Origin of the sequence: Streptomyces sp. NPDC048521, from assembly GCF_043199855.1 — a bacterium.
In the GTDB taxonomy this organism is placed as follows: Bacteria; Actinomycetota; Actinomycetes; order Streptomycetales; family Streptomycetaceae; genus Streptomyces.
In genome coordinates this window covers 467,065-488,811 of sequence record NZ_JBICWR010000005.1, presented here as the reverse complement: position 1 = coordinate 488,811, position 21,747 = coordinate 467,065, and the positions used below count along the sequence as shown (strand labels likewise).

The window sequence follows — 21,747 nt, the reverse complement described above, 5'->3', positions numbered from 1 at the left end:
CCGACTCTCGTCAAGCGCCCTGTCGCACCCATGTGGTGGCACTGTGCTGTGCCTGTGAGTCCGATCGCCACTCCGTTTCGGGGGCGGGCCGCGCGACGGCCGGGGCGAGCGCGGGCAGGTGCACGGTGAACACCGTCCGCCCCGGGACGCTGTCCACGGTCACGGCACCGCCGTGCGCGACCGCGACGGCCTGCACGATGGCGAGCCCGAGCCCGGTGGACCCGGTGGACCGCGAGCGCGCGGAATCGCCCCGCGCGAACCGCTCGAAGACGTGCGGCAGCAGCTCGGGCGGGATGCCCTGCCCGTTGTCCTCGACGTCGACGCACATCCAGGGCCCGCGCCGCTGCACGCGCGCGGTGACGGTCGTACCGGGCGGGGTGTGGTTGCGGGCGTTGCCGAGCAGATTGACGAGCACCTGCTGCAACCGGGCGGCGTCCGCGGAGACGAGGGCGGGCTCGTCGGGCAGGTCGAGCCGCCAGTTGTGGTCCATGCCGGCCGCGCGCGCGTCGCTGACCGTGTCCACGACGAGCGGGACGAGATCGGTCCGCTCGAACTGCAGCGGCCGTCCCGCATCGAGCCGGGCGAGCAGCAGCAGATCCTCGACGAGCAGGGTCATGCGGCCGGCCTCGGACTCGATCCGACCGAGGGCGTGCCGGGTGTCGGGCCCGACCTGCTCGCGTCCGCGTCTCGTCAGCTCCGCGTACCCGCGGATGGAGGCGAGGGGCGTCCGCAGCTCATGACTGGCGTCGGCGACGAACTGCCGTACCCGCGTCTCGCTCTGCTGCCGGGCGTGCAGGGCGCCGTGGACGTGGTCCAGCATGCGGTTGAGAGCCGCGCCGACCTGGCCGACCTCGGTGTGCGCATCGGTCTCGGGCACCGGGACCCGCTCGCTGAGGTTCACCTCGCCGGTGTGCAGGGGGAGTTCCGAGACACGGGTGGCGGTGGCGGCCACCTTGCGCAGCGGCCGGGTGGCCAGGCCGACGAGCACGTACCCGGCGATGCCGGCGGCCACGAGGCCCGCGGCGGTGACGCTGATCTCGACCAGGACGAGGGTGTCGACGTTGTCGTCGACGTCCTTGGTGGGCAGGGCCACGTAGTAGGCGGCGCTGCTGTCCCGGCTCGCCATGAACTTGACGAGGTAGTTCCCGAGCCCCGGGAGCTCCGCGCTGTGCGCGTGGCCGTCCTTCGGCACCTGGGCGAGCGCCTTCTCCTGCGCCGTGGTGAGGGAGGCGGCCCGCATCCTCTTGAAGAGGCCGTAGTCGTCGTTCAGCTGCTCGGAGACGCCGGCGGCGGTGATCGAGCCGTCGCTCACGTACGCGGCGACGGTCCCGGGCTGCGTCGGGCCCTTGGTGAGCAGGTTGTCGACCTTCTCGCCCGGCGTGGCGGTGGCCGCCGGGGAGGAGTCCCCGCGGTCCGGAACCGCACCGGGGCTCACCCCGCCGGGGGGCTGCTGCATGCGACCGACAGCGCGCAGGGCGGTCTCCGTCACCTTGTCGTCCAGCTGGTCGTACAGATGGGTCCGCAGCGCCAGCGTGGTCACGGTGCCGATCACCGCGCAGACCACGGCGATCAGCACCACCGAGGCGACGACGAGCCGGGTCCGCAGCGTGCGCGGCCGGCCCGCTCGCCGCCGGCTCGCGCCCCTTCGCGGACGCGGCCGCCGTCGCCCGCTCACGACACGGCGGGCTTGATCAGGTAACCGGCCCCACGCCGGGTGTGGATCATCGGCTCCCGCCCGGCGTCGATCTTGCGCCGCAGGTAGGAGATGTACAGCTCGACGACATTGGCCTGGCCGCCGAAGTCGTACGACCACACGCGGTCCAGGATCTGCGCCTTGCTCAGCACGCGCCGCGGGTTGCGCATCAGGAAGCGCAGCAGTTCGAACTCGGTGGCGGTGAGGTGGATGGACTCACCGGCGCGCGAGACCTCGTGGCTGTCCTCGTCGAGCGTCAGGTCGCCCACGACGAGCACGGAGTCCGACCGCCGGTCGGCGGCGCCGGAGCGGCGGATGAGTCCCCGCAGCCGTGCGACGACCTCCTCCAGGCTGAACGGCTTGGTGACGTAGTCGTCACCGCCGGCGGTGAGCCCGGCGATACGGTCCTCCAGCGCGTCCTTGGCTGTCAGGAACAGGACGGGCACGTCCGGCAGTTCGCGGCGCAGCCGCCCGAGGACGGTCAGCCCGTCCATGTCGGGCAGCATCATGTCGAGCACGACGGCGTCGGGCCGGAACTCACGGGCCGTCCGGACGGCCCCCTGCCCGTCCCCCGCACTCCTGATCTGCCAGCCCTCGTAACGCAGAGCCATGCTCAGCAGTTCGGTGATCGACAGCTCGTCGTCCACCACAAGCACGCGGACGGGGCTCCCGTCCGGCCTCAGCAGTTCGGTGCGCCCCTGGGGCGAGGTCGTGGTCATGGTGGACACCCTGTCGGGATCCTCTGAGAAGACGCTTTCCAGAATCTGTGATTTCCCTGAGAAACACACAGGCGCCTCTCAGGGAATTCCTGGGAAACGCATCACGACCGCTGGAAGGCGTGACTGTGCTCGACCCGGGCGATGTGGAGGGCGTACCGCTCGTACCAGTGCTCACGCCCGTGCCGCTTGGCCGCGAGGTGCTCGGGGTGCTGCCGCCACCGCTCGATGGCCTCGAGGTCGCGGAAGTAGGCGACGGAGATGGCGAGCCCGCCGGGCGTGTGGGCGAAGTCCTCGCCGAGGAAGCCGGGCACGTCCCGCACGAGACGGGAGAGCCGGGTGGCGGTGCCGTCGTATCCGCCGGGGTCGTCGCCGGTACGGAGGGCGGTGAACACGACCGCGTAGTAGGGCGGTTCGGGGACGGCGGCGGGAACGGCCGGGTCTGTTCTCTGATCGCTCATGGCAATCACGTTCCGCCGTGGGTTGGTTGCGCGTCCACGGACCTTGCCCAAAGGGATCCGTAGGGGATCCGATTCTTTGCCTTACCCCTCAGAAGAGCCCCTCCTGCTCCCTCCTGAACTCCCGTACGGGGACGGTGAGTCCGCCCGTGTCGGTCTCCGGTGCCGCGGGCAGCAGCTCCCAGCCGGTCATCAGCCGGGTGTCGAGGACGACGACCCCGCGTCCGCCGGCCGCCAGATGCAGATCGGGCCCGGCGGCCGCGACCAGCTCACCGCTCACGGTGCCGCCCGGCACGAGTGCCACGACCTCACCGAGAGCCCCCCGACCCTCCTCGAGCCCGAACTCCCGTACCTGATCGACGACCGCACACGGCTCCGGACGCAGGGACTCCGGCCACCCGGCGAGCGCGACGGCCCGTGCGTGCAGCTCGCGCACCTCGGCGGCACGCTCCTCCTCCGTCCCCGGCAGCGCCGACCGCACCGCCCGCTTCTCGGCGTACGGAATCCGGTCCGGTACCCGCAGCGCGGCCCGCAGCAGCTCCTCGGCGCGCCGCGCGGCCATCAGCGGACCGGTGCCGAGCCAGCTGAAGCAGACGGCGCCCTGTTCGAGCAGCCGCGCCGGGCCCCGCTCGACGGCGGTGATGCCGACCTTGACCATGCCGGGCCCGAACCACGCCAGATACACCCGGTACGGCCGGGGATCGTCGGCGATCGTGTCGGCGGCCACGGAGTGCGCCCGGTCCAGCCGCGCGCACTCCTCGCACCGGGCCCCCGTACTCCGCCCCGGCACGGTGGCCCGCACCGGGCAGGCGTGCCCCCGCGCCCCCACGCACGTCCGCACGGCCCCCTCCGGCACCGTGAAGGCGACCCGCTTCCCCCGGGGCAGCGCACTGCGCCGCCCGCCGTCCCACACCAGCACGGGACCGTCCGGCGCCCAGCGCAGCCCCGTGCACTTCCACACCTGTGCCATCACTCCTGAGGGTAGGGGTCGGGTCGGACAGTGAGGATGTGCGAGGCATCGCGCGGGGGTCTGACTCGAGAAAACGCATGTTCACTCGATAGGTGACAGAGGGATCGCTTCCGCACCGAGGTCCGCGACCGGCACGGCCGCCACCGAGACGGTGGTCGCCCGGCGCCCCCGCCCGGCCAGCCGGCAGCCCACGCACCCGGCGTGCCCCGCTCGGGCCTGTGTGTCCCGGACCCGCATGCCCCACTGCCCCCGCGGCCGCACCCCCGGCGGCTTGCCCCAGCCGGACAGGTGCAGCGCCCAGGCGACCAGGACGCTCGCGGCCACGACGGCCAGCCCACCCAGGACGACCGGCAGCGAGGCCGTGCACACCCCCACCCCCACCACACCGCTGCCGGCCGTAGCGATACCGAAGCCGGTCCAGCCGGCGATCGTGTGACCCTCGTCGTACAGACTCATGGAGCCGCCTCCAGGGACAGATTCCCTCACGGACTAAGAAGTTACCGCCCCGAATATCTCACGAGCTAAGGGATTACGAAAGATGCACGGCACGCCGCCGCGACCGCCCGCCACGCCGGCCCAGGCGCTGTCGGCGATGGACCACCTCATCGCCGCCCACCTGATCGGACAGCAGGAGCTGGCCCGGCGGCTGGGACTGACCGTCACCGATCTCACGTGCTTCGCCTTCGTGCTGGAGGCAGGCGAGGACCTGCTCACGGCCGGCGACCTCGCGGCCCGCGCCCACGTCACCACGGGCGCGGTGACCGGCATCCTCAACCGCCTGGAGCGCGCCGGTTACGTCACCCGCCGCCCCGACCCCACCGACCGGCGCCGGGTCCGGGTGGCCGCCGTACCGGCCGCCGTCACCCGCGTGGAGGCCGTGTACGCGGGTCACTACAAGCGGCTGACGGCCCTGTTCTCCGACTACTCCGCGGAGGAGCTGGCGATCATCACCGACTGGTTCACCCGGGCCACGGCACTGGCCCACGAGTACCTGGAGAAGCTGAACCGGAACGATCCGCAGGAGGAGTGCTGAGGCCTGCCGGAACCCGCTCCCCAACCCGCCATGGCCGCGCCCGACTTGCCGGCAGGAAGATCGTCCGCCTGTCCGGCACGCCGCGCACCGCGTTAGGGCGTGCGCGGCAACGGACACGGCGGTCCCACTCGGTGTCCGAAGGCCCCGCCGATCGAAAAACACCCGCTGAACGCCGAAGGCCCCGGATCTCTCCGGGGCCTTCAATCTCTGTGCACTCGGCAGGATTCGAACCTGCAACCTTCTGATCCGTAGTCAGATGCTCTATCCGTTAAGCTACGAGTGCTTGTTTTGTTTTTCGTCTTCGCTCCCGGCCCTTCCGGCCCGCTCGCGGCGACAGGAAGAACATTACATGACTGCCGCCGTCATGTGAAATCCGATTCCCGCACCCCTTGTGACCTGCGGAAACGTCGAGAGCGGCGGCTGTGGGGGCGGCGCGGAGAAGCACGCCGGGAACGCCGAAGCCCCGGTCCTGAGGGACCGGGGCTTCGGGATCGGTGCGGAGGCGGAGGGATTTGAACCCTCGATGGGCTTTAAGGCCCAAACCGCATTAGCAGTGCGGCGCCATAGACCGGACTAGGCGACGCCTCCAGCACAACCGCTCACGCGAGCGCGCGATCGGTGCGTGCAGATGATGACACAGTCGGGTGCGGTGTCACCAATCGCCCCCCACGGTACTAGGCAGTCGGGGCGGAGGGCAAAGGGCTTCCCCCGGCGAGGCGCAGGGGTCTTCCCCCCCGGCCGGGCCGGTCAGTGACGGTGAGGAGGGCCGGGCGGGCGGACAGCGGGGTGTGCGGCGCAACGTCCGGCGCGCGGAGGCGTTGGACAGGGCATGGTTTCTGTTCTGCCGGTCACCGGACGGCGCGTCCTCGTGTCGTCCCTCGCCGCCGTCGCCTCCCTCGTCCCCCTCACCGCCGTACCCGCCGTGGCGGCCGGTGCCGTGCCGCCGCCCGTCCGCCCCGAGGACCGGGCCCCGCTGCAGGGCGCCGATCACCGCGGCGATCACCTCACCGTCGTCGTCCGGCACGCCGGGACCGAGCGGGACGGGACGTACGAGGTGTCGTGTCATCCCGACGCCGGCCGGCACCCGGACGTGGCCGGGGCCTGCCGGATGCTCGACACGTACACCCGGTGGGGCCGGGACCCCTTCGCCCCGGTGCCCCCCGACAGCATCTGCACCATGGTCTACGGCGGGCCCGCCACCGCCCATGTGACCGGCACCTGGGCCGGACGCCCGGTCGACGCCACCTACGACCGCGGCGACGGGTGCGAGATCGGGCGGTGGGACCGGATGGTGCCGCTGCTGCCGAAGCCCGGGGCGGACCCGACGGGGTCGTAAAGGTCCCGCGAAGGTCTCGCGGAGCCGGGACGTGCGGTCACGCGTTCGCCGTCACTTCCCCGTGGGACCTCCCTCTCATCCGGCGTCGCGAGCGCAATCCGTGCGCTTAGACTCCCTCGCGTGACACGTCGCGGGCCGGTTGGCAAGATGGCCCGAGCGGTCGGCAAGGTGCGGTGACAGGGAGGAAGCGTCTCGTGAGCAGCAGGCCATCCCGAGGCGCTGCTCGCCTCGCAGCCATACTCGACGCGCTGCCGGACGCGTTGGTCCTGGTCAACGCCAACGGAACCGTCGTCAACGCCAACACCATCGCCCTGGAGGCCTTCGAGGCACCGGGGACCGCGCTCGTCGGGCGTGGGCTGCTCGATCTGCTGCCGCATTTCGACTCCAGGCTCATCCCCGGGTCCATGCGGCGTCCCGATCACATGGACCCGCACGGGCGGACCAAGCCGACGCGGATGGTCGCGCGGCGCACCGACGGGACCGAGTTCCCGGTCGAGGTCACGAGCGCGAACCTGGAGAACGGGCAGCAGGCGTACGACGGTTACGGCTACACCGGTGACGAGCTGCTGATGCTCGTCGTACGGGACCTGTCCGGAACCGTCGACACCGAGGCGGAGCTGGCCCGCTCGCAGCGGCAGACCGAGATGATCCTGCGCGCCGCGGCGGAAGGCGTCGTGGGGACCGACACCGACGGGCGCATCGTGCTCGTCAACCCGGCCGCCGCCCAGATACTGGGGTACCGGGCGGGCGAGCTGGGCGGCAAGGAGCTGCACACTCTCGTGCTGCACTCCCGCGCCGACGGCTCCCCCTTCCCGTACGAGGAGTCCCCGCTCGCCGACACCCTGCGCTCCGGGCGCAAGCACCGGGTGCGCGGGCAGGTGCTGTGGTCCAAGGGCGACGAGAAGGTCTCCGTCGACCTGACGACCGCGCCGGTGCGCGACGGCGACCAGCTCGTCGGCGCCGTCATGACCTTCACCGACCGCCGGCCGTACGACGCCCTCGCCGAGGAGAAGGCCGCGCTGGAGAAGGCGCACGCCGAGGAACTGGAGCGGCTCTCCGAGGAGCACGCCTCCGATCTGACCGCGCTGCGCCAGCAGCACGTCACCGAGCTGGAGGAGCTGCGCGAGAAGCACGCGGAGGAGCTGGCGGCCGGCGAGGAGCGGTACGCCGCGCTCGGCGAGCGGGAGAAGGACCGGTACGAGGCCCTCGCCGGGCGGCACGAGCAGCTGCTCACGCTGCTCGGGCAGTCGCTGCGCGGCCCGCTGGACGAGCTGCGGCGCGAACTGTCCGCCCTCGCGGCCGATGACGCGGGACAGCTGTGGCCCGAGGCCAACCAGGTGCTGCATCACCTGTCCGCCGGGTACTCGCGGATCACCACCCTCATCGACAACGTCCTCGGCTACCAGCGACTGGACGCGGGCAGCGAGGACATCACCCGTACGAAGGTGATGCTGGACGCCGTCGTCGCCGCCGGTGTGGACGGGGCGGTGGAGCTGATCGGTCCCGGGCGGGTGCAGTTCGCCGTGCACGCCCCGCCCATCGAGGCCGAGGTCGACCCGCAGCGGCTCGCCACCGCGCTCGCCCATCTGGTCGCGGATGTGGCGGGGGTCGACGCGACCGGCAACACGCCCGTCTCCGCGGGCGGTTACCTGGACAACACCGTCGTTGTCGCCGCCGCGCAGCGCGGTGAGGTCGCGCGGATCGAGGTGCGTGGGCCGTACGCCGGCGGAGACCCGGTGCACGAGCCGATCGTGCGCGGGATCGTGCGCGCCCACGGTGGGGTGCTGCAGACGCACGAGGTGCCGGGCATGAGCGGCAGCGCGTACGTGCTCGAGGTGCCGCTCGGCGGTGGCGCCGGGGCGGTCGCCGCGCAGGTTCCGGACGCCGGTGAGGTGGCGTCGGAGGAGGCCGGTGCGGGCGAGCAGGTCGCCGGTGGGACCGGGGGCGGACGGCGGCGGGCCCGGCGGGCCTCCACGGACGCCTTCCTGGAGAGTGACGTTCCCGGCACGGGCGAGACCGCCGGTGAGGCGGGAGCCCCCACGCCGACCGGGCGGCGGCGCCGGCGGGCCGGTGCGCCGGCCGAGGAGGCCGCCGTGGCGCTTCCGGCCGAGGTCGCGGAGCCCGCGTCCGGTGGGACCGGGCGGCGCCGTGGCCGGCCCGCCGACACCGGCGCCCACGGTGCCGGTGACGGCGGGGGCGGGGCCGAACTCGTGGCGGGGGGTGTGTCCGAGGGTGCCGTGGTGACCGCCGCCGAGCACGCGGCGGGTGCCGCCGCCTCCGGTACGGGACTCGGCGGCACCGTGCCGCCGCAGGGCGTGCCCGTGCCCACGGGCCGTCGCGCCCGCCGTGACTCCGGCGCCCCGCAGGCCGCCCTGCCACCCGCCCTGCCCGCGCCCGGCAGCGAGACGGCGCCGGGCGCGATGGGCGCTCCCGGTGTGGTGGCCCCTCCCGGCGCGGAGGGCGCCGCGGGTGCGCAGGGCGCTTCGGCCGAGGGTGCGCAGCCGACCGGGCGGCGCCGGCGTGCGCTGGCCGCCGCGGCGGAGCGTGCCGCGGCCCAGGAAGCGGGCGGCGCCCGTACGGTCTTCGCCCTGCCGCCGGCCGAGGCCGACCGGCAACCGGAGGCGCCGAACGCGAACCCGGACGCGGCCACGACCGCCGCAACGGCGAGCGGGCCGGCGGCGCCGGGCGTGCCGGCGCACCCGGCCGCGGGCGTGCCTGTGCACCCGGCCCCGGGTGTGCCCGTGGGGCCAGGGTCCGGTGTGCCCGTAGTCCCCGGGGCCCCCGCGCCCGTCGGTCCGGGTACCGGGGCGCCCGTGGCCCCCGCTGCCGGTGCGCCTGCCGGCCCCGACGCCGGTGCGCCCCGCGGTGCTGAGACCGGTGTCGAAGGACAGCCGCGGGTTTCCGGGCCGCTTCCTGGCGCCGTTGCCGACGCTGCCGCGCCTGGCGCTGCCGCTGCCGGTGCCGTACCAGGCCCCGCCGTTCCCGGGGCGGGGGTGTTGCCCGGGCAGGTGCAGGTGCCCGCCCAGCTGCCCCTGTCGGGGGCGGGCCTGCCCGGTGCCGACGGCCGGCACGACGCCGTACCGCTCGACCAGGCCGAGGACCACACACCGCCGCAGCCGCATCCCACCAGTGCGCCGACCGGTCGGCGCCGGCGGGCCGTGGCCCAGCCGGCCGAGGCCGCCCAGGCCGTGGCTCCGGGGACCGCGCCCGGGGAGGCAGCGGCTGCCGCGCAGCACGGACCGGCGCCGGCGACCCCCGGGCACACGGCTCCCGCGGCCGCCGCAGGTCAGGCTGCTCCCCCGCAAGCCGTTCCGGGGCAGGTCCCGCCGGGGGCGGCCGTGCCGTCGACTCCCGGTCAGGGCACTCCGGTGCACGGCCTTCCGGCGCACGGTACGGCCGGGCAGGGCATCCCCGTCCAGGCCGGCCCCGCCGCACCCGGGGGGCAAACGCCCGCTCCGGCCCCCATGGCCGGGCAGGCGGGACCCGGTGTCGCCGTACCCGGTCAGCAGGTGGCCGCCTCCCACCCCGCGGTTCCCGCGCAGGGCACCGCCGGCAGGCCCGTACCGGCGGCCCCCGCCCAGGCGCAGCAGGCGCCCGCGGCACAGCCCGCCACCCCGCCCGCCGGTACTCCGGTGGCGCCCCCGGCCGCACAGCCGTTGCCCGCGGAGTCGGCCACCGGCGCCGCGCCCGCGGCCACCGTCCCCCAGCAGTGGCCCGGCATCGACGACACCTCCGGCGCGGGCACGCCCGTGCCGAGGCCGAACCCGAACAGCACCCCGGCGCCCGGCACCCCGCTGCCCGCGGAGCACGCCGGTGCGCGGCCGCAGCGGGCCGCGCAGCCGTTGCCCGCCGAGGCCACGGGAGCCGCGGGCGACCCGAACTCGACGCAGGGGCGGTCGATCAGCGTCCGGACACTGGGGCAGGGCGTGCCGTTCGCGCGGCAGGCCGCGCAGGTCCAGCAGCCGACGGCGACCCCGCCCCCGCACGCGCCGGGCGGTTCCGGCCGCCGGCGCAAGCTGGGCACGCCCCCCGACCCGGCCGCCCGCGCCGAGTCGCAGCCGGAGCAGGCGGCCCGGCCGCATCCGTCTGCCGAACCGGCGCCCGCGCAGCCGTCGCTGGGCGGGCAGGCGCCCGTGCCGCACCAGGCGCCGGCCGGGCAGTCCCGGCGCGCCCCGGGCACCGAGGGGGCGGGACGGTCGTACGCCATAGGCGCCCCGGAGCCCAACGCCGCCGAGGGCCCCGAACCGCTGGACGGTCCCGGCGGGGCCGTCGAGGTGGCGGACACCCCGCGGCCGCAGCCGCTGGACGACGAGCTGCCCCCGGAGCCGCTGGACAACCCGCGCCGGCTGCTGGTGTGGCCCGCGCCGGACGTGACGACGCAGCAGGCGCTGAGCGACCGTGGCTACCGGCCCGTCATCGTGCACTCGCGCGAGGAGGTCGACGCGCAGATCGCGGCCTTCCCCGCCGCGCTCTTCGTGGACCCGCTGACCGGGCCGATCACCCGTACGGCCCTGCAGGCGCTGCGTCAGGCCGCCGTGGCCGCCGAGGTGCCCGTGCTGGTCACGGCCGGGCTCGGGCAGGCCACGCGCGAGGCGGCGTACGGCGCCGACCCCGCCGTGCTGCTGAAGGCGCTCGCGCCCCGGGACAGCGAGCAGCATCCGCCGCGCGTGCTGCTCATCGAGGAGCACGCGGAGATCGCGCTGGCCCTGACCTCGACGCTGGAGCGGCGCGGGATGCAGGTGGCGCGGGCCGCGAACGACGACGACGCGGTGACGCTGGCGGGGCAGTTCCGGCCGAACCTCGTGGTGATGGACCTGATGCAGGTGCAGCGGCGGCGGGCCGGATTCACCGGGATCATCGACTGGCTGCGTGCGAACGGGCAGCTCAACCGCACCCCGCTTGTCGTCTACACCGCCGCCGTCGACCAGGCCGACCTGCCCCGGCTGGCCTCGGGCGAGACGGTGCTGTTCCTCGCCGAGCGGTCGACCAGCACCGAGGTGCAGACGCGGATCGTGGATCTGCTGGCCCGGATCGGGACGAACTGATCAGGACCGGCCGGTGAGGAGTGGCCTGATCCGGGCGACACGGGTCCGCCTCAGCGGGCGACGAGTCTGCGGGCCGCTTCCTTGATGGAGGCCCGCAGACGGTCGCGGTCGGGGACGTCCGTGCCCGCGAGGATGCGCCGCATCTGGGGGACGACGGCGGTCCAGTTGGAGAGCGCGACCAGCAGGAACAGCAGGTCGCCGGCCGGGATCGCGTCGGTGATCACGCCCCGGGCCTGGCCGTCGGCGATGGCGGCGACCTTGCGGGCGTAGTGCTCCTGGCGCTCCGTCTCGTCGGGCAGTTCGGCGGTGCCGTACTCGATGCCCTCCCAGAACAGCAGGCGCAGCAGTTCGGGATGGGTGGCGTGGTAGTCGAGGAGGCGGTCGATCCAGCCCTCGATGTCGTCGGGGTCGACGGGGACGGACGCCGCCAGGTCGACCATGGACGTGCCGAGGACCTTCGTGAACAGCTCGGCCTTGTTGCCGAAGTAGGCGTAGATCAACTGCTTGTTGGCCTTGGCCGCGGCGGCGATGCGGTCGATGCGGGCACCCGCGATGCCGTGCCGGGCGAACTCGGCGACCGCCGCCTCGAAGATGCGGGCCTTGGTGGCCTCGGGGTCCCTCACTGCTGCCATGGGGACAGGGTAGGGGGCGGCCGACGACCGACCAACTATCTGGTTGACTCGGAATGCGGGGGCGGGGCAGGCTGTTGAGAGTCCCAACCAACCAGTTAGTTGTGAGAGTCGGTCCAAGGAGCAGCTCCCCCGCATGCCGTCAGCCATCAGCACCGAACAGGCCCCCGAAGTGCGGATCCCCGCCCGCGAGCGGCCCGCCTCCGGCTCCCTCTTCCTCCTCCTCATCGCCGTCTGCACCGCCGTCACGGCCGCCAACATCTACCTCGCGGCCCCGCTGCTCCCCCTCATCGCCCACGACTTCGGCACGGTCCCGGCGGCCGTGACCTGGATCGCCTCGGTCGCCCAGTTCGGCTACGCGGCCGGACTGCTCTTCTTCGCGCCGCTCGGCGACCGCGTCAACCGGCGCCCGCTCGTCGCCGGCCTCTCCGTGGCCACCACGGTGGCGCTGCTCGTCGCCGCGGCCGCCCCCGGCACCACCGCCCTCGCCGCCGCCGTGTTCGCCGCCGCCGCCGCGACCGTCGTACCGCAGCTGCTCGTCCCGCTGGTCGCCGCGCGCGCACCCGCCGACCGGCGGGCCCGGCATGTCGCGGCCGTCATCGCCGGCCTGTTCACCGGCATCGTGGCCGCCCGCGTCGTCGGCGGTCTCGCCGGACAGGCCTTCGGCTGGCGCTGGGTGTTCGCCGGGTCCGCCGTGCTGACCCTCACGCTGGGCCTGGCCACCGCACTGGCCCTGCCGCCGGAGCGGCGCTCCAGGGAGGGCGGTCTGTTCGCGGGCGTCGCCGAGCTGCCGGGACTGCTGCGCCGCTCGCCCGACCTGCGGCGGGCGTGCCTGCGGCAGGCCGGGATGTTCGGCGCCTGGAGCGCGCTGTGGACCTCCCTGGCGCTCCTGCTGACCGGCCCCTCCTACGGACTGACGACCGCGACCGCCGGCCTCTTCGGCCTCTTCGGCCTGACCTCCAGCGCGGTGGCGCCGCTGGCCGGCGGGCTGGTCGACCGGTTCGGTGCCGCGCGGGTCGTGCGCACCGCCTATCTGCTGGCGGCCGTGGCCGTGCCGCTGTTCTGGCTCGGCGGGCACAGGCTGGTGGCCCTGTTCGCCGCGGCCGTCGCGATCCACGCCGCCCTGGTCGCCTCGCATGTGGCCAACCAGACCCTCGCCCTGACCACGACCTCCACCCCGGCCACCGCCAACACCGCCTACGTCGTCTCCGGCTTCGCCGGCGGTGCCCTCGCCTCGGCCGCCGCGGGCCCGGCCTTCGGCCACGGGGGCTGGACGGGCGTGTGCGCGGTGGCGGGGGTGTGGCTGGTGCTGGGATGGGGGACCGCCGCCGCCCGTACCGGACGGCGGTGAGTACGGCCACCGGCCCGGGACCGTACGGTGCCCGTGGGGCGTACGGTCCCCTCGGCGGACGCCCCGGTCAGAACCGGGTGACGTCCAACTGGCCGTCCGCGTACTGCCTGCGCAGCACCTTCTTGTCGAACTTCCCCACGCTGGTCTTCGGCACCGACCCGATCACCGTCCAGCGCTCGGGCAGCTGCCACTTGGCGATACGGCCCTCCTCGGCGAGGAAGGCGCGCAGGGTCTCGAAGTCGGCGGTGGCACCCTCCTTGAGGACGACCGTGGCCAGCGGGCGCTCGCCCCACTTCTCGTCGGGTACGGCGACCACCGCGGCCTCGGTCACGTCCGGGTGGGACATCAGCGCGTTCTCCAGCTCGACCGAGGAGATCCACTCGCCACCGGACTTGATGACGTCCTTGGCGCGGTCGGTGAGAGTGAGGAAGCCGTCGGGGGAGATGGTGCCGACATCGCCCGTCTTCAGCCAGCCGTCCTCGCTGAACTTGTCGGCGGGGCGCAGCGGTTCGGCGTCGGGCCCGTTGTAGTAGGCGCCCGCGATCCACGGGCCGCGCACCTCCAGTTCGCCCGCCGACTCGCCGTCCCAGGGCAGGCGTTCGCCGCCGGGGCCGGTGAGGCGGCCCTCGACACCGGCCGGGAAGCGGCCCTGGGTCAGGCGGTAGGCGAACTCCTCCTCGGTGCCGACCGCGTGGGCCGGCGGGCGGGCCACCGTGCCCAGCGGGGAGGTCTCGGTCATGCCCCAGGCGTGGCAGACCCGCATGCCGAGCTGGTCGAAGGCCTCCATCAGGGAGGGCGGACAGGCCGAGCCGCCGATGGTGACCTGGGTGAGGGAGGAGACGTCACGCGGCCGGCCGTGCAGCTCGGCGAGCAGACCCTGCCAGATGGTCGGCACGGCGGCCGCGTGGGTCGGCTTCTCCCGCTCGATCATCTCGGCGAGCGGCGCGGGCTGCAGGAAACGGTCCGGCATCAGCATGTTGACGCCGGTCATGAAGGTGGCGTGCGGCAGGCCCCAGGCGTTGACGTGGAACTGGGGCACCACGACCAGTGAGGTGTCCTGGTCGGTCAGGCCCATCGACTGGGTCATGTTGACCTGCATGGAGTGCAGGTAGATCGAACGGTGGCTGTACACCACGCCCTTGGGGTCTCCGGTGGTGCCGGAGGTGTAGCACATGGCGGCGGCCCGGCGTTCGTCCAGCTCCGGCCAGTCGTAGGTGGTGGGCCGGCCGGCGATCAGCTCCTCGTACTCGTGGAGCCGGGCGTGCGTGCCGTGCAGCGGGGAGCGGTCGCCGGGCCCGGAGACGACGACGTGCTCGACCGTCGGGAGCTTCGGCAGCAGCGGCGCGAGCAACGGGATCAGCGATCCGTTGACGATGATCACCTTGTCGGCCGCGTGGTTGACGATCCACACCAGCTGTTCCGCGGGCAGCCGCAGGTTGAGCGTGTGCAGCACCGCGCCCATGGACGGGATCGCGAAGTACGCCTCGACGTGCTCGGCGTTGTTCCACATCAGCGTGGCCACCCGGTCGTCGCCTCGGACCCCGAGTTCGTCGCGCAGGGCGTTCGCCAGCTGTACCGCGCGCGTCCCGGCCTCGGCGAAGCTGCGCCGCTGCGGCTCGGCCTCCCCGGTCCAGGTGGTGATCTGTGACCGTCCGTGCACCTGCACCCCGTGCAGGAGAATGCGGGTGACGGTCAGCGGTACGTCCTGCATGGTGCTCAGCACGGCGTCCTCCCGGGCGACATTGCCTACGCGGCGGTAGAGGTTGCGCTGATTCTGCGCACATACCGCGCGGTATGTCACTAGGGGGAGAGAAATTGTGCTCTAGCGCGCCAGCACCAGCTCGGGGTCCTCGCGCAGCTTGCCGAGCGCCCGGGACACCGCCGACTTCACCGTGCCCACGGACACCCCGAGCACCTCGGCGGTCTGGGCCTCGCTGAGGTCCTCGTAGTACCGCAGCACGACCATCGCCCGCTGCCGCGCCGGCAGCTTCACGACCGCCCGCCACATGGCGTCGTGCAGCGCCTGCCGCTCGGCCGGGTCGTCGTCGCCGGGCACGGGCTCCAGCTCGGGCAGCTCGTCGCAGGCGAACTCGTCCACCCTGCGCTTGCGCCACTGCGAGGTCCGTGTGTTGAGCAGCGCCCGGCGCACATAGCCGTCGAGCGCCCGCTGGTCCTCGATCCGCTCCCACGCCACATAGGTCTTGGCGAGCGCGGTCTGCAGCAGATCCTCGGCATCGCTGGGGTTCGCGGTCAGCGAGCGCGCGGTGCGCAGCAGTACCGGCTGGCGGGCCCGCACGTACGACGTGAACGACGGGTACGTCGGGGTCCCCCCGCTCGTCCGACGCCTGGCGTGGGCGAGGGTCTGTCCCGCCGGTGCGGCGGCGGTGGAGGCGCTGGTGCAGACGGGTGTGGTCATGGCTCCACGCTAGAAGCGGGCTCCGGCCCGGCGGATCGGCCGCAGGTCCCGAAGCGGCGTCCCCCTCAGGTTGTAGGGGTGGGGCGGGCCCCACCTCCTGAAGGTGGACGGCGGATCCGCCCCGTCTGGGGGTCCGACCCTGATTCCGTGTGCGGGTCGGGCCGCGGGCCCAGCCGTCCGCCACCGCGCCGGGCCCGATGCCGGCACGCCGGTCCCGGCCGTCACCAGGGTCCGGGCCGCCCCGGTACCTGGTTCACCGCCGTGCCGCGCAACGGGCGTACCGCCTCCGCCAGTCCGTCCCGTGCAGGTTGCCCCCCCCAGCCGTCCGGAGGTGCCGAGGTCGGCCGCAGGGCGCGCCCGCTGCGGTCGCACCGGGGCCCGCGCGACCCGCGAACGCCTGCGCGGCGGTACCGGAGTACCGCCGCGCGGACGTGTTGCGACCCTGAAGCACACCTCGCGAGGACCCTCCTCAGAAGGAACCGCGCCCCCGGCTCACCACAGGCGGGTGAAGTGGACGGCGACGTTCTCGTTGCCCTGCCGGATGGCCGTGAACGCGGATCCGTTCACCTGCGCGGTGTTGCTCTGGTTCGAGGCGCCGGAGCCGACCGCGTTCTGCTGCGTGGTGGACGAGTTGCCGTTGTTGTCGTGGCCGACTCCACTGCCGATGACGGACGCCACTCCCGCGTTCGATCCGTCGTCCGCGAAGGCCCCGTTGTCCGCGGCCGCGACGCCGGTGAAGAGAGCGGCTGCGAGTGGGAGCGCGGCGACGGCGGTGAGAACGCGGACGGTACGGATGCTTGCCATGTTGTTCCTCCAGAACCGAGCACTCAGCGACCCTAGGGCCGGGAGTACGTGAACTACGGCTTGTGCCAAGGCAGTTGGCCGACCGCCTCGACTGTCGTGGACGACGTCACGCCTCCAGAGTTGCCCACCGAAACCCCGGCGAACCACCCCGTAAGGCGTGATTCGCACGCAAGCGTGATGACAAGTCGATAAACCCCTTTCGTCACCTTTCGCCTCCAGCCGTCCCGACACAGGCCACCGCGGGCCCGCACTCCCCAAGCCGCACCGGGGGCGAATCGTTCCGGCACCTTTCCGGCCGATCTCCCCGCCCCCCGGCGCGTCGCGGCCACCTCCCCTTCCCTTTTTCGAACGTACGTACGAACATAGAAGCATGGCCACCATCGACCGGCAGGCCACGACGCTGGCCCTCGCACACGCCCTGTCAGCCGCCGAACGCGGCCTGGCCGTCATCCCCCTGTCCCGGACGAAACTCCCGGCCCTGCGCTCCCCCCACCGCACCGACCCCGATCCGGCAGGACCGCGCTGCCACGGCGAGTGCGGCCGCCTCGGCCACGGCGTGTACGACGCCTCCACCGACCCCGTCCGCATCCGCGAGCTGTTCGCCGCCGCACCCTGGGCCACCGGCTACGGCATCGCCTGCGGGCTGCCCCCGTACCACCTGATCGGCGTCGACCTGGACACCAAGTCCGGCACGGACTCCTCGGTCGCCCTGCGCGAGCTGGCCCTCCGCCACCTGTTCACGATCCCGGAGACGGTCGTCATCCGGACCCCCAGCGGCGGCCGGCACCTGTGGCTGACCGGCCCACCGGACGTCGTCGTCCCGAACTCGGCCGGCCGCCTCGCCCCCGGAATCGACATCCGGGGCGCCGGCGGCTACCTCGTGGGCCCCGGCTCCCGCACCGACCACGGCGTCTACGCCACCGCCCCCGGCACCGCGCACCTGCCCCCCGCCGCCTGCCCGTCGACCCTGCTGCGCCTGCTCCTGCCCCCGCCCCGCAGCAGCCATCCGGCCCCGCCCGCCCCCGGCGACCACGGCCGCGGACTGGTCCACTTCGTCCTCGCCGCCCACGAGGGCCAGCGCAACACCCGCCTGTTCTGGGCCGCCTGCCGCGCCTACGAGAACGGCATCGGCCCCGCCCTGGCCGACCCGCTGACCGAAGCGGCCCTCAACACCGGCCTGACCGAACGCGAGGCCCGCGCGACGATCGCCTCAGCGGCCCGGATGACGGGGCACCGGCCGTGAGGGGTGAGCCCCGGGAGACGCCCGCCGGGCGAAAACACCAGGCCGAATGCCGGCCTGCGTGCGGCAACAGCGACGGCCCCGGACCGGTTCGCCCGGTCGGGGGCCGTTCACCTGCGGTGTGGGGGCGGGTTCGCCGGCGCGGTGGACGGCGACTTCCGGCATGGCCGGTTCTTCGGTTTCCGGCTCGGCTGGGGCCGGGGGCGGGGTGGTGGGTGAGTGGACGAGCAGGGTGCCGCCGAGGAAGGCCGGGGCGGGCCGGCCGGCCGGCCACGAGGATGCGCAGCCAGGCCGGGACGTTGCCAAGGTCGAGGAGGCCCGCGGTAGCGATGTTGGCGCCGAGCGAGGCACCCATCACTGGTTCGACCCCTTGATCTGATGATGGGAGATCTCTTTCCGTGCCCTGCGCCACCGTGACCGAGCCTGCTCGACCACGTTGTCCCACTGCTGGCGGACCTCACGGTCGGAAGGGCGGCGGCCTTCACGGATCCGGCTGAGTTCGTCTCGTACCTCTCGTCCCAGTGCCGCCGATGCAACCAGGACGAGCATGACTGCGAAGAGGGCGGAAATCATCGCGAAGACTGCACCGACCACCCCGTAGCGTGTCGCGGAGGAGTTGAAGAGATGCGGCATGTAGATGGTTGCGCCCACTGAATAGGCCGCCGTCAGAGCGGCGCCGGTGACGCCGAAGGGAAACAGGTCCGGCCATCTGATCCGCTTCGCCGACAGGATCCAGCCGCTCCAGACCAGGAACGCTGCAGTCACCGGTACTTCACACACCAAGGCGACCAGACCCAGCGCGTACCCGCCAAGGAGCGCGGAGAGCAACGTAATGACCACGGCATAGCCGCCGAATGTGAGGATCCACCACGAGCCGTTGCGCGTGTTGCGCACGCTGAGGGGTTTGAGGTCCCATGCCTGTTCGAAGAGCCGCTGGGCGGCGCGCGCGAAACTCAGCACCGAGATCATCAGAAACACGACGCCGAAAATGCCGAAGCTCGCGCTGGGCCCTTCGGTAGAAGTGAATAGCGAGCGGACTGCCGTGGCGCCTGCTCCAGTGAGGTCGTAGCGTTTGATGATCCGCTCAGCGGCGTCGTAGTGCACGAAGACAGTGCCAAGGAGGATGGATAGCGGGACCAATGCCGTCAAGGCGCTGGACGCCAGGGCCATCGAGCGGTCGAAACCCGATATCTTCTGAAACCGGTTGATGACCCGCAGTGCAAACGCGGGCCGCAGCCAAAGCGTCAGCGTTCTGACCAGGCGCTCTCGGTCGATCTCAGTCGCCTTCCGTGAATATCGGGACGTTCGTGGGCGACGCGAGCCTAATGGACGGCTGCTGGACCGATGCAGGGCGACACGACAAGCGGCATTCCGACCGCACGACTACCCGGTGCTTCACAGCATCTGCAGTCCGCTGTCCTACGGGAGATCGGATCAAGCCCGTCGTGGCCTGACACCAGCGGCTGACACCAACAGCGGCGAACAAGACCGGACGAGAGCGGCCCCCAGCGGTCGGTAGACCGTCGTAGGGCTGGGGTCTTTCCAGGCCCCAGGGAGCCCGTGATCGACGCAGCTCGCTGCGTTGGACGACCTTGCCACATCGCTGGAGCAGTGCGCCGGCACTCAGGCAGCTGTCTCTAATTCCAGGGCGACTGAAGCTCGTGCCCCATCCGTGCCCGACAGACCGGGACCTCACGGGGAACCGCGGTCACCGACGGACAGCGGGGACAACGAAGGCCCCCTACCGATGATGCTGGTCAGGGGCCTTCAACCACTGCGGTGGGTGTGGGATTCGAACCCACGGTGACTCGCGCCACGACGGTTTTCAAGACCGTTCCCTTAGGCCGCTCGGGCAACCCACCTCTGCCCCGTCCCACCTGGGGTGGAGCGGGTACAGCGTACCGGGATCGGAGCTGATCGTGGAGGCGTGGTCCACGCAGGGTCCACTGGCTCGGTTCACCCTGCGCCTCGCCCAAGCCGAAGTCGCTCATGCCCGCGCCGGCCTCCCCACCGCCGACGAGACCACCCTCGTCACCACCTCCTCCTGGACCTACCTCGCCAGCGGCTACCGCCCCGGCGAGGAATTCATCGCCGCCCAGGTCCGCCACCACATCGCCCACGACCAACGCATCAAGTCGCAGCCCTGTTCCGCTTCTACGCCAAGGCCGTCCACCGCAATCAGCAGCGCGCGAACCAACAGATCGAAAGCGCTCGCTCCGGTACGTTGGACAAACTCGCGACCCGCCTGACCGTCACCCTCGCAGAACGGGGCCTCTCACTGGCTCGGCGGTGTGTGCTGCGGCGGCACGAGTGCCGGCTCTTCGCGGCACGGAGTTCCCCCCTCCCGGACGTGTGTCCGCCAGGTGGTGCCCCGCAACAGGTGTCCGAGATACCGGTAGAAGCGGTCCGGGAGGAACACGGCGTCCGCGAAGATCATCGCGCCGGAGAAGAGCGGCAGGCCCAGGAAGAGTGCGATACCCAGGTGCATGCCCAGCAGCATCGCCAGTACGGGGTACTTGAGCCTGCCGAACAGGACGAACGGGAAGGCCACCTGCACCAGCACCGTCAGATAGCAGACGATGGCGATCAGTACGTCGTGTCGGTCCGCCACGGTGGAGAGCTCGGGCCAGGGCCGGAACACGTCGAGGTTCAGGGCGTAGTGGAGGGCGGTTCCGTTGCCCCAGGTGGCGCCCTGCACCTTGTACAGGCCCGCGGATCCGTAGAGGAAGCACACCTGGGCGGCGATGACGAGCATGCCACAGTTGTGCAGCACGGTGACCACCGTCACGCGGGCGTCACGGAGGTGGCGTCGCAGCTCGCCGGACGGCTGGGCCAGCGGAAGCCGGTGAGTCCTGTCGGCGGGTGCCCGGAGCCGGGCCCTACGCGCGTCGAGGGACCAGCGTCGGCCGCATGCGGTGACGACGAGGTAGAGGGCCATGAGGAGGATGAGGTTGTCCCCTCCGTCCGTCATGAAGATCGCCCTGGCGTGGAACGACGTGACTACGACCGCGAAGAGCACGGACACCGCTCTGGTCCGCCAGCCCAGCATGAACAGTGCGGAGGTGACGAGGGCTACCGCGTAGCAGACCTCGAAGTAGGCGCGGCTGTCGGACAGGGTGAGGATGCTGGCCCATCCGGTCTGGTCGAAGAGTTGCCTGGCCAGTGTCGGCGTCCATGGCGAGCCGGGACCCCAGATCTCGTCGCGGTGGGGAAATTCGCGCAGTAGGAAGGCGAGGTACAGGAACCCGTACCCGATACGCAGAACCGCCGCCGCATACAGGGAGATCGGCTGTTCCAGCAGGAGGGTGAGGAGCGTGAGGATGCGGGCGGGCATGTGCTGCGACGCGCGTGCGCCCGCCCGCTCGGTGCCGTGTCCGGGGTAGGAGGCCGTGGTTGCCGCGATCGGTGTCTGCTCAGCCTGCTGCATGGGGGGCCACCTTCCACCAGGGCAGGTAACGGGTGTCGGCGGGCTTAGGCGCTGCCGCGCGGGGACCGGGGCCAACCGCCGCGGGCGCGCCGATGGGCAGGCTGATCACCCGCAGCTGGATGGACTCGAACGCGCCGTGATGCCGGGCGGCGACGCGCTCCGCCGCGATGTTGCACAGGTATTCCTGAATCATCACAGCGCGCTGGGAGTGCGGCCGGTCGTCGCCTCCGTGCGTCTCGAGGTAGGAAGTCCAGGCCCGGCGCAGCATGTTCTGCGCGGTATGGCTCGGGAAGGGGTCGTGTCTCACCGCGGCTGTATCGACGGCGCTCAGGTCGAACCAGCCGCTGACCCGCAAGGCGCCATCCGCAGCGGTGTGCATGGTCCGCGCCGAGATCCTCCGGTTGACCGACTCCGGGTCCGGGGCGAAGAGTCGCCAGTTCTGCTCGAACAGCGGGAAGACCCAGGCGTCGACCTGCCGGCTGTATTGCCGGGAGACTGGATTCGGCGGTGCCACCTCCAGGAACACCAGGAGCACGTGCACCAAGCTCATCGCCAGACACAGGACCACGGCGACTCGTACCCCAGCCCTGACGGCGATGGGCGGCTTCGACGGTGTGTCGACGGCGTTC

Annotated in this window: 17 protein-coding genes, 3 tRNA genes and 1 pseudogene; 5 read left to right on the top strand and 16 right to left on the bottom strand. The window is 72.6% G+C overall.

Annotated features, from left to right (window positions below):
* Positions 1–10: 10 nt before the first annotated feature.
* The 5 genes from ACGFRF_RS15850 to ACGFRF_RS15830 all read right to left on the bottom strand — a co-directional run bounded on the left by ACGFRF_RS15850 (position 11) and on the right by ACGFRF_RS15830 (position 4,293).
* Positions 11–1,675 carry a sensor histidine kinase gene (locus ACGFRF_RS15850; protein ID WP_393740114.1) on the bottom strand — a complete coding sequence of 555 codons (1,665 nt, stop codon included), beginning with the start codon at positions 1,673–1,675 and terminating at the stop codon, positions 11–13.
* A complete protein-coding gene (locus tag ACGFRF_RS15845; RefSeq protein ID WP_393740112.1) occupies positions 1,672–2,412 on the bottom strand; it encodes a response regulator transcription factor in 741 nt (246 codons plus the stop codon). The genes ACGFRF_RS15850 and ACGFRF_RS15845 overlap by 4 nt, the downstream gene beginning before the upstream one ends.
* Positions 2,413–2,513: 101 nt before the next feature.
* On the bottom strand, positions 2,514–2,870 hold the full coding sequence (locus ACGFRF_RS15840) for an antibiotic biosynthesis monooxygenase family protein (RefSeq protein WP_393740110.1): 357 nt from the start codon (positions 2,868–2,870) through the stop codon (positions 2,514–2,516).
* Positions 2,871–2,958: 88 nt separating this feature from the next.
* Complete coding sequence (locus tag ACGFRF_RS15835; protein ID WP_393740108.1) at positions 2,959–3,837, bottom strand: DUF2797 domain-containing protein; 879 nt, start codon at positions 3,835–3,837, stop codon at positions 2,959–2,961.
* A gap of 81 nt (positions 3,838–3,918) precedes the next feature.
* Positions 3,919–4,293: an HGxxPAAW family protein gene (locus ACGFRF_RS15830; protein WP_393740107.1), complete on the bottom strand. Its 375-nt coding sequence runs from the start codon at positions 4,291–4,293 to the stop codon at positions 3,919–3,921.
* An 82-nt stretch (positions 4,294–4,375) separates the two neighbouring features.
* Between ACGFRF_RS15830 and ACGFRF_RS15825 the strand changes: the two genes are divergently transcribed.
* The gene (locus ACGFRF_RS15825; protein WP_393740105.1) at positions 4,376–4,870 is read left to right on the top strand and encodes a MarR family transcriptional regulator; all 495 of its coding nucleotides are present in this window, start codon (positions 4,376–4,378) and stop codon (positions 4,868–4,870) included.
* A gap of 210 nt (positions 4,871–5,080) precedes the next feature.
* On the opposite strand, the gene ACGFRF_RS15820 is transcribed toward ACGFRF_RS15825, so the two are convergent.
* Together ACGFRF_RS15820 and ACGFRF_RS15815 are read right to left on the bottom strand one after the other, a co-directional pair.
* A tRNA-Arg gene (locus tag ACGFRF_RS15820) sits at positions 5,081–5,153 on the bottom strand.
* A gap of 214 nt (positions 5,154–5,367) precedes the next feature.
* A tRNA-Ser gene (locus tag ACGFRF_RS15815) sits at positions 5,368–5,458 on the bottom strand.
* Positions 5,459–5,699: 241 nt separating this feature from the next.
* Between ACGFRF_RS15815 and ACGFRF_RS15810 the strand changes: the two genes are divergently transcribed.
* Together ACGFRF_RS15810 and ACGFRF_RS15805 are read left to right on the top strand one after the other, a co-directional pair.
* The gene (locus ACGFRF_RS15810) at positions 5,700–6,206 is read left to right on the top strand and encodes an SSI family serine proteinase inhibitor (RefSeq protein ID WP_393740103.1); all 507 of its coding nucleotides are present in this window, start codon (positions 5,700–5,702) and stop codon (positions 6,204–6,206) included.
* A 194-nt stretch (positions 6,207–6,400) separates the two neighbouring features.
* Positions 6,401–11,251: a PAS domain-containing protein gene (locus ACGFRF_RS15805; protein WP_393740101.1), complete on the top strand. Its 4,851-nt coding sequence runs from the start codon at positions 6,401–6,403 to the stop codon at positions 11,249–11,251.
* 50 nt (positions 11,252–11,301) lie between these two features.
* Here the strand turns inward: ACGFRF_RS15805 and ACGFRF_RS15800 are convergent, their stop codons facing one another.
* Positions 11,302–11,883, bottom strand: coding sequence for a TetR family transcriptional regulator (locus ACGFRF_RS15800; protein ID WP_393740099.1), 582 nt, complete (start codon positions 11,881–11,883; stop codon positions 11,302–11,304).
* Positions 11,884–12,016: 133 nt separating this feature from the next.
* Here ACGFRF_RS15800 and ACGFRF_RS15795 point away from each other — a divergent pair, with 133 nt between their 5' ends.
* Positions 12,017–13,231, top strand: a complete 1,215-nt coding sequence (locus tag ACGFRF_RS15795; protein WP_393740097.1) for an MFS transporter — start codon at positions 12,017–12,019, stop codon at positions 13,229–13,231.
* A gap of 67 nt (positions 13,232–13,298) precedes the next feature.
* Here the strand turns inward: ACGFRF_RS15795 and ACGFRF_RS15790 are convergent, their stop codons facing one another.
* The 3 genes from ACGFRF_RS15790 to ACGFRF_RS15780 form a co-directional block, all read right to left on the bottom strand.
* Positions 13,299–14,954 carry a long-chain fatty acid--CoA ligase gene (locus tag ACGFRF_RS15790; protein ID WP_393740095.1) on the bottom strand — a complete coding sequence of 552 codons (1,656 nt, stop codon included), beginning with the start codon at positions 14,952–14,954 and terminating at the stop codon, positions 13,299–13,301.
* A gap of 99 nt (positions 14,955–15,053) precedes the next feature.
* Complete coding sequence (locus ACGFRF_RS15785; RefSeq protein ID WP_393740094.1) at positions 15,054–15,647, bottom strand: SigE family RNA polymerase sigma factor; 594 nt, start codon at positions 15,645–15,647, stop codon at positions 15,054–15,056.
* 492 nt (positions 15,648–16,139) lie between these two features.
* Positions 16,140–16,451 (bottom strand): hypothetical protein, encoded by a 312-nt coding sequence (locus ACGFRF_RS15780; protein ID WP_393740092.1) that lies wholly within the window; start codon positions 16,449–16,451, stop codon positions 16,140–16,142.
* 370 nt (positions 16,452–16,821) lie between these two features.
* Between ACGFRF_RS15780 and ACGFRF_RS15775 the strand changes: the two genes are divergently transcribed.
* On the top strand, positions 16,822–17,694 hold the full coding sequence (locus tag ACGFRF_RS15775; protein ID WP_393740090.1) for a bifunctional DNA primase/polymerase: 873 nt from the start codon (positions 16,822–16,824) through the stop codon (positions 17,692–17,694).
* On the opposite strand, the pseudogene ACGFRF_RS15770 reads toward ACGFRF_RS15775, so the two are convergent.
* From ACGFRF_RS15770 to ACGFRF_RS15750, 5 genes and pseudogenes are all read right to left on the bottom strand, one after another.
* Positions 17,662–18,046, bottom strand: a pseudogene (locus ACGFRF_RS15770) (hypothetical protein); the annotation flags it as partial. The gene ACGFRF_RS15775 and the pseudogene ACGFRF_RS15770 overlap by 33 nt on opposite strands.
* Entirely contained in the window at positions 18,046–18,795 is a 750-nt protein-coding gene (locus ACGFRF_RS15765; RefSeq protein WP_393740088.1) for a hypothetical protein, read from the bottom strand. The pseudogene ACGFRF_RS15770 and the gene ACGFRF_RS15765, both read right to left, overlap by 1 nt.
* Positions 18,796–19,468: 673 nt before the next feature.
* Positions 19,469–19,553: transfer RNA gene (locus ACGFRF_RS15760), tRNA-Ser, on the bottom strand.
* A 413-nt stretch (positions 19,554–19,966) separates the two neighbouring features.
* Positions 19,967–21,025 (bottom strand): HTTM domain-containing protein, encoded by a 1,059-nt coding sequence (locus tag ACGFRF_RS15755; protein WP_393740161.1) that lies wholly within the window; start codon positions 21,023–21,025, stop codon positions 19,967–19,969.
* 79 nt (positions 21,026–21,104) lie between these two features.
* Complete coding sequence (locus ACGFRF_RS15750; RefSeq protein WP_393740086.1) at positions 21,105–21,653, bottom strand: DUF5819 family protein; 549 nt, start codon at positions 21,651–21,653, stop codon at positions 21,105–21,107.
* Positions 21,654–21,747 lie beyond the last annotated feature (94 nt).

Coding starts and splice junctions, on each gene's coding strand:
- ACGFRF_RS15845 (WP_393740112.1), bottom strand. CDS start 2,412: ATGACCACGACCTCGCCCCAGGGGCGCACCGAACTGCTGAGGCCGGAC.
- ACGFRF_RS15840 (WP_393740110.1), bottom strand. CDS start 2,870: ATGAGCGATCAGAGAACAGACCCGGCCGTTCCCGCCGCCGTCCCCGAA.
- ACGFRF_RS15835 (WP_393740108.1), bottom strand. CDS start 3,837: ATGGCACAGGTGTGGAAGTGCACGGGGCTGCGCTGGGCGCCGGACGGT.
- ACGFRF_RS15830 (WP_393740107.1), bottom strand. CDS start 4,293: ATGAGTCTGTACGACGAGGGTCACACGATCGCCGGCTGGACCGGCTTC.
- ACGFRF_RS15825 (WP_393740105.1), top strand. CDS start 4,376: ATGCACGGCACGCCGCCGCGACCGCCCGCCACGCCGGCCCAGGCGCTG.
- ACGFRF_RS15810 (WP_393740103.1), top strand. CDS start 5,700: ATGGTTTCTGTTCTGCCGGTCACCGGACGGCGCGTCCTCGTGTCGTCC.
- ACGFRF_RS15800 (WP_393740099.1), bottom strand. CDS start 11,883: ATGGCAGCAGTGAGGGACCCCGAGGCCACCAAGGCCCGCATCTTCGAG.
- ACGFRF_RS15795 (WP_393740097.1), top strand. CDS start 12,017: ATGCCGTCAGCCATCAGCACCGAACAGGCCCCCGAAGTGCGGATCCCC.
- ACGFRF_RS15785 (WP_393740094.1), bottom strand. CDS start 15,647: ATGACCACACCCGTCTGCACCAGCGCCTCCACCGCCGCCGCACCGGCG.
- ACGFRF_RS15780 (WP_393740092.1), bottom strand. CDS start 16,451: ATGGCAAGCATCCGTACCGTCCGCGTTCTCACCGCCGTCGCCGCGCTC.
- ACGFRF_RS15775 (WP_393740090.1), top strand. CDS start 16,822: ATGGCCACCATCGACCGGCAGGCCACGACGCTGGCCCTCGCACACGCC.
- ACGFRF_RS15755 (WP_393740161.1), bottom strand. CDS start 21,025: ATGCCCGCCCGCATCCTCACGCTCCTCACCCTCCTGCTGGAACAGCCG.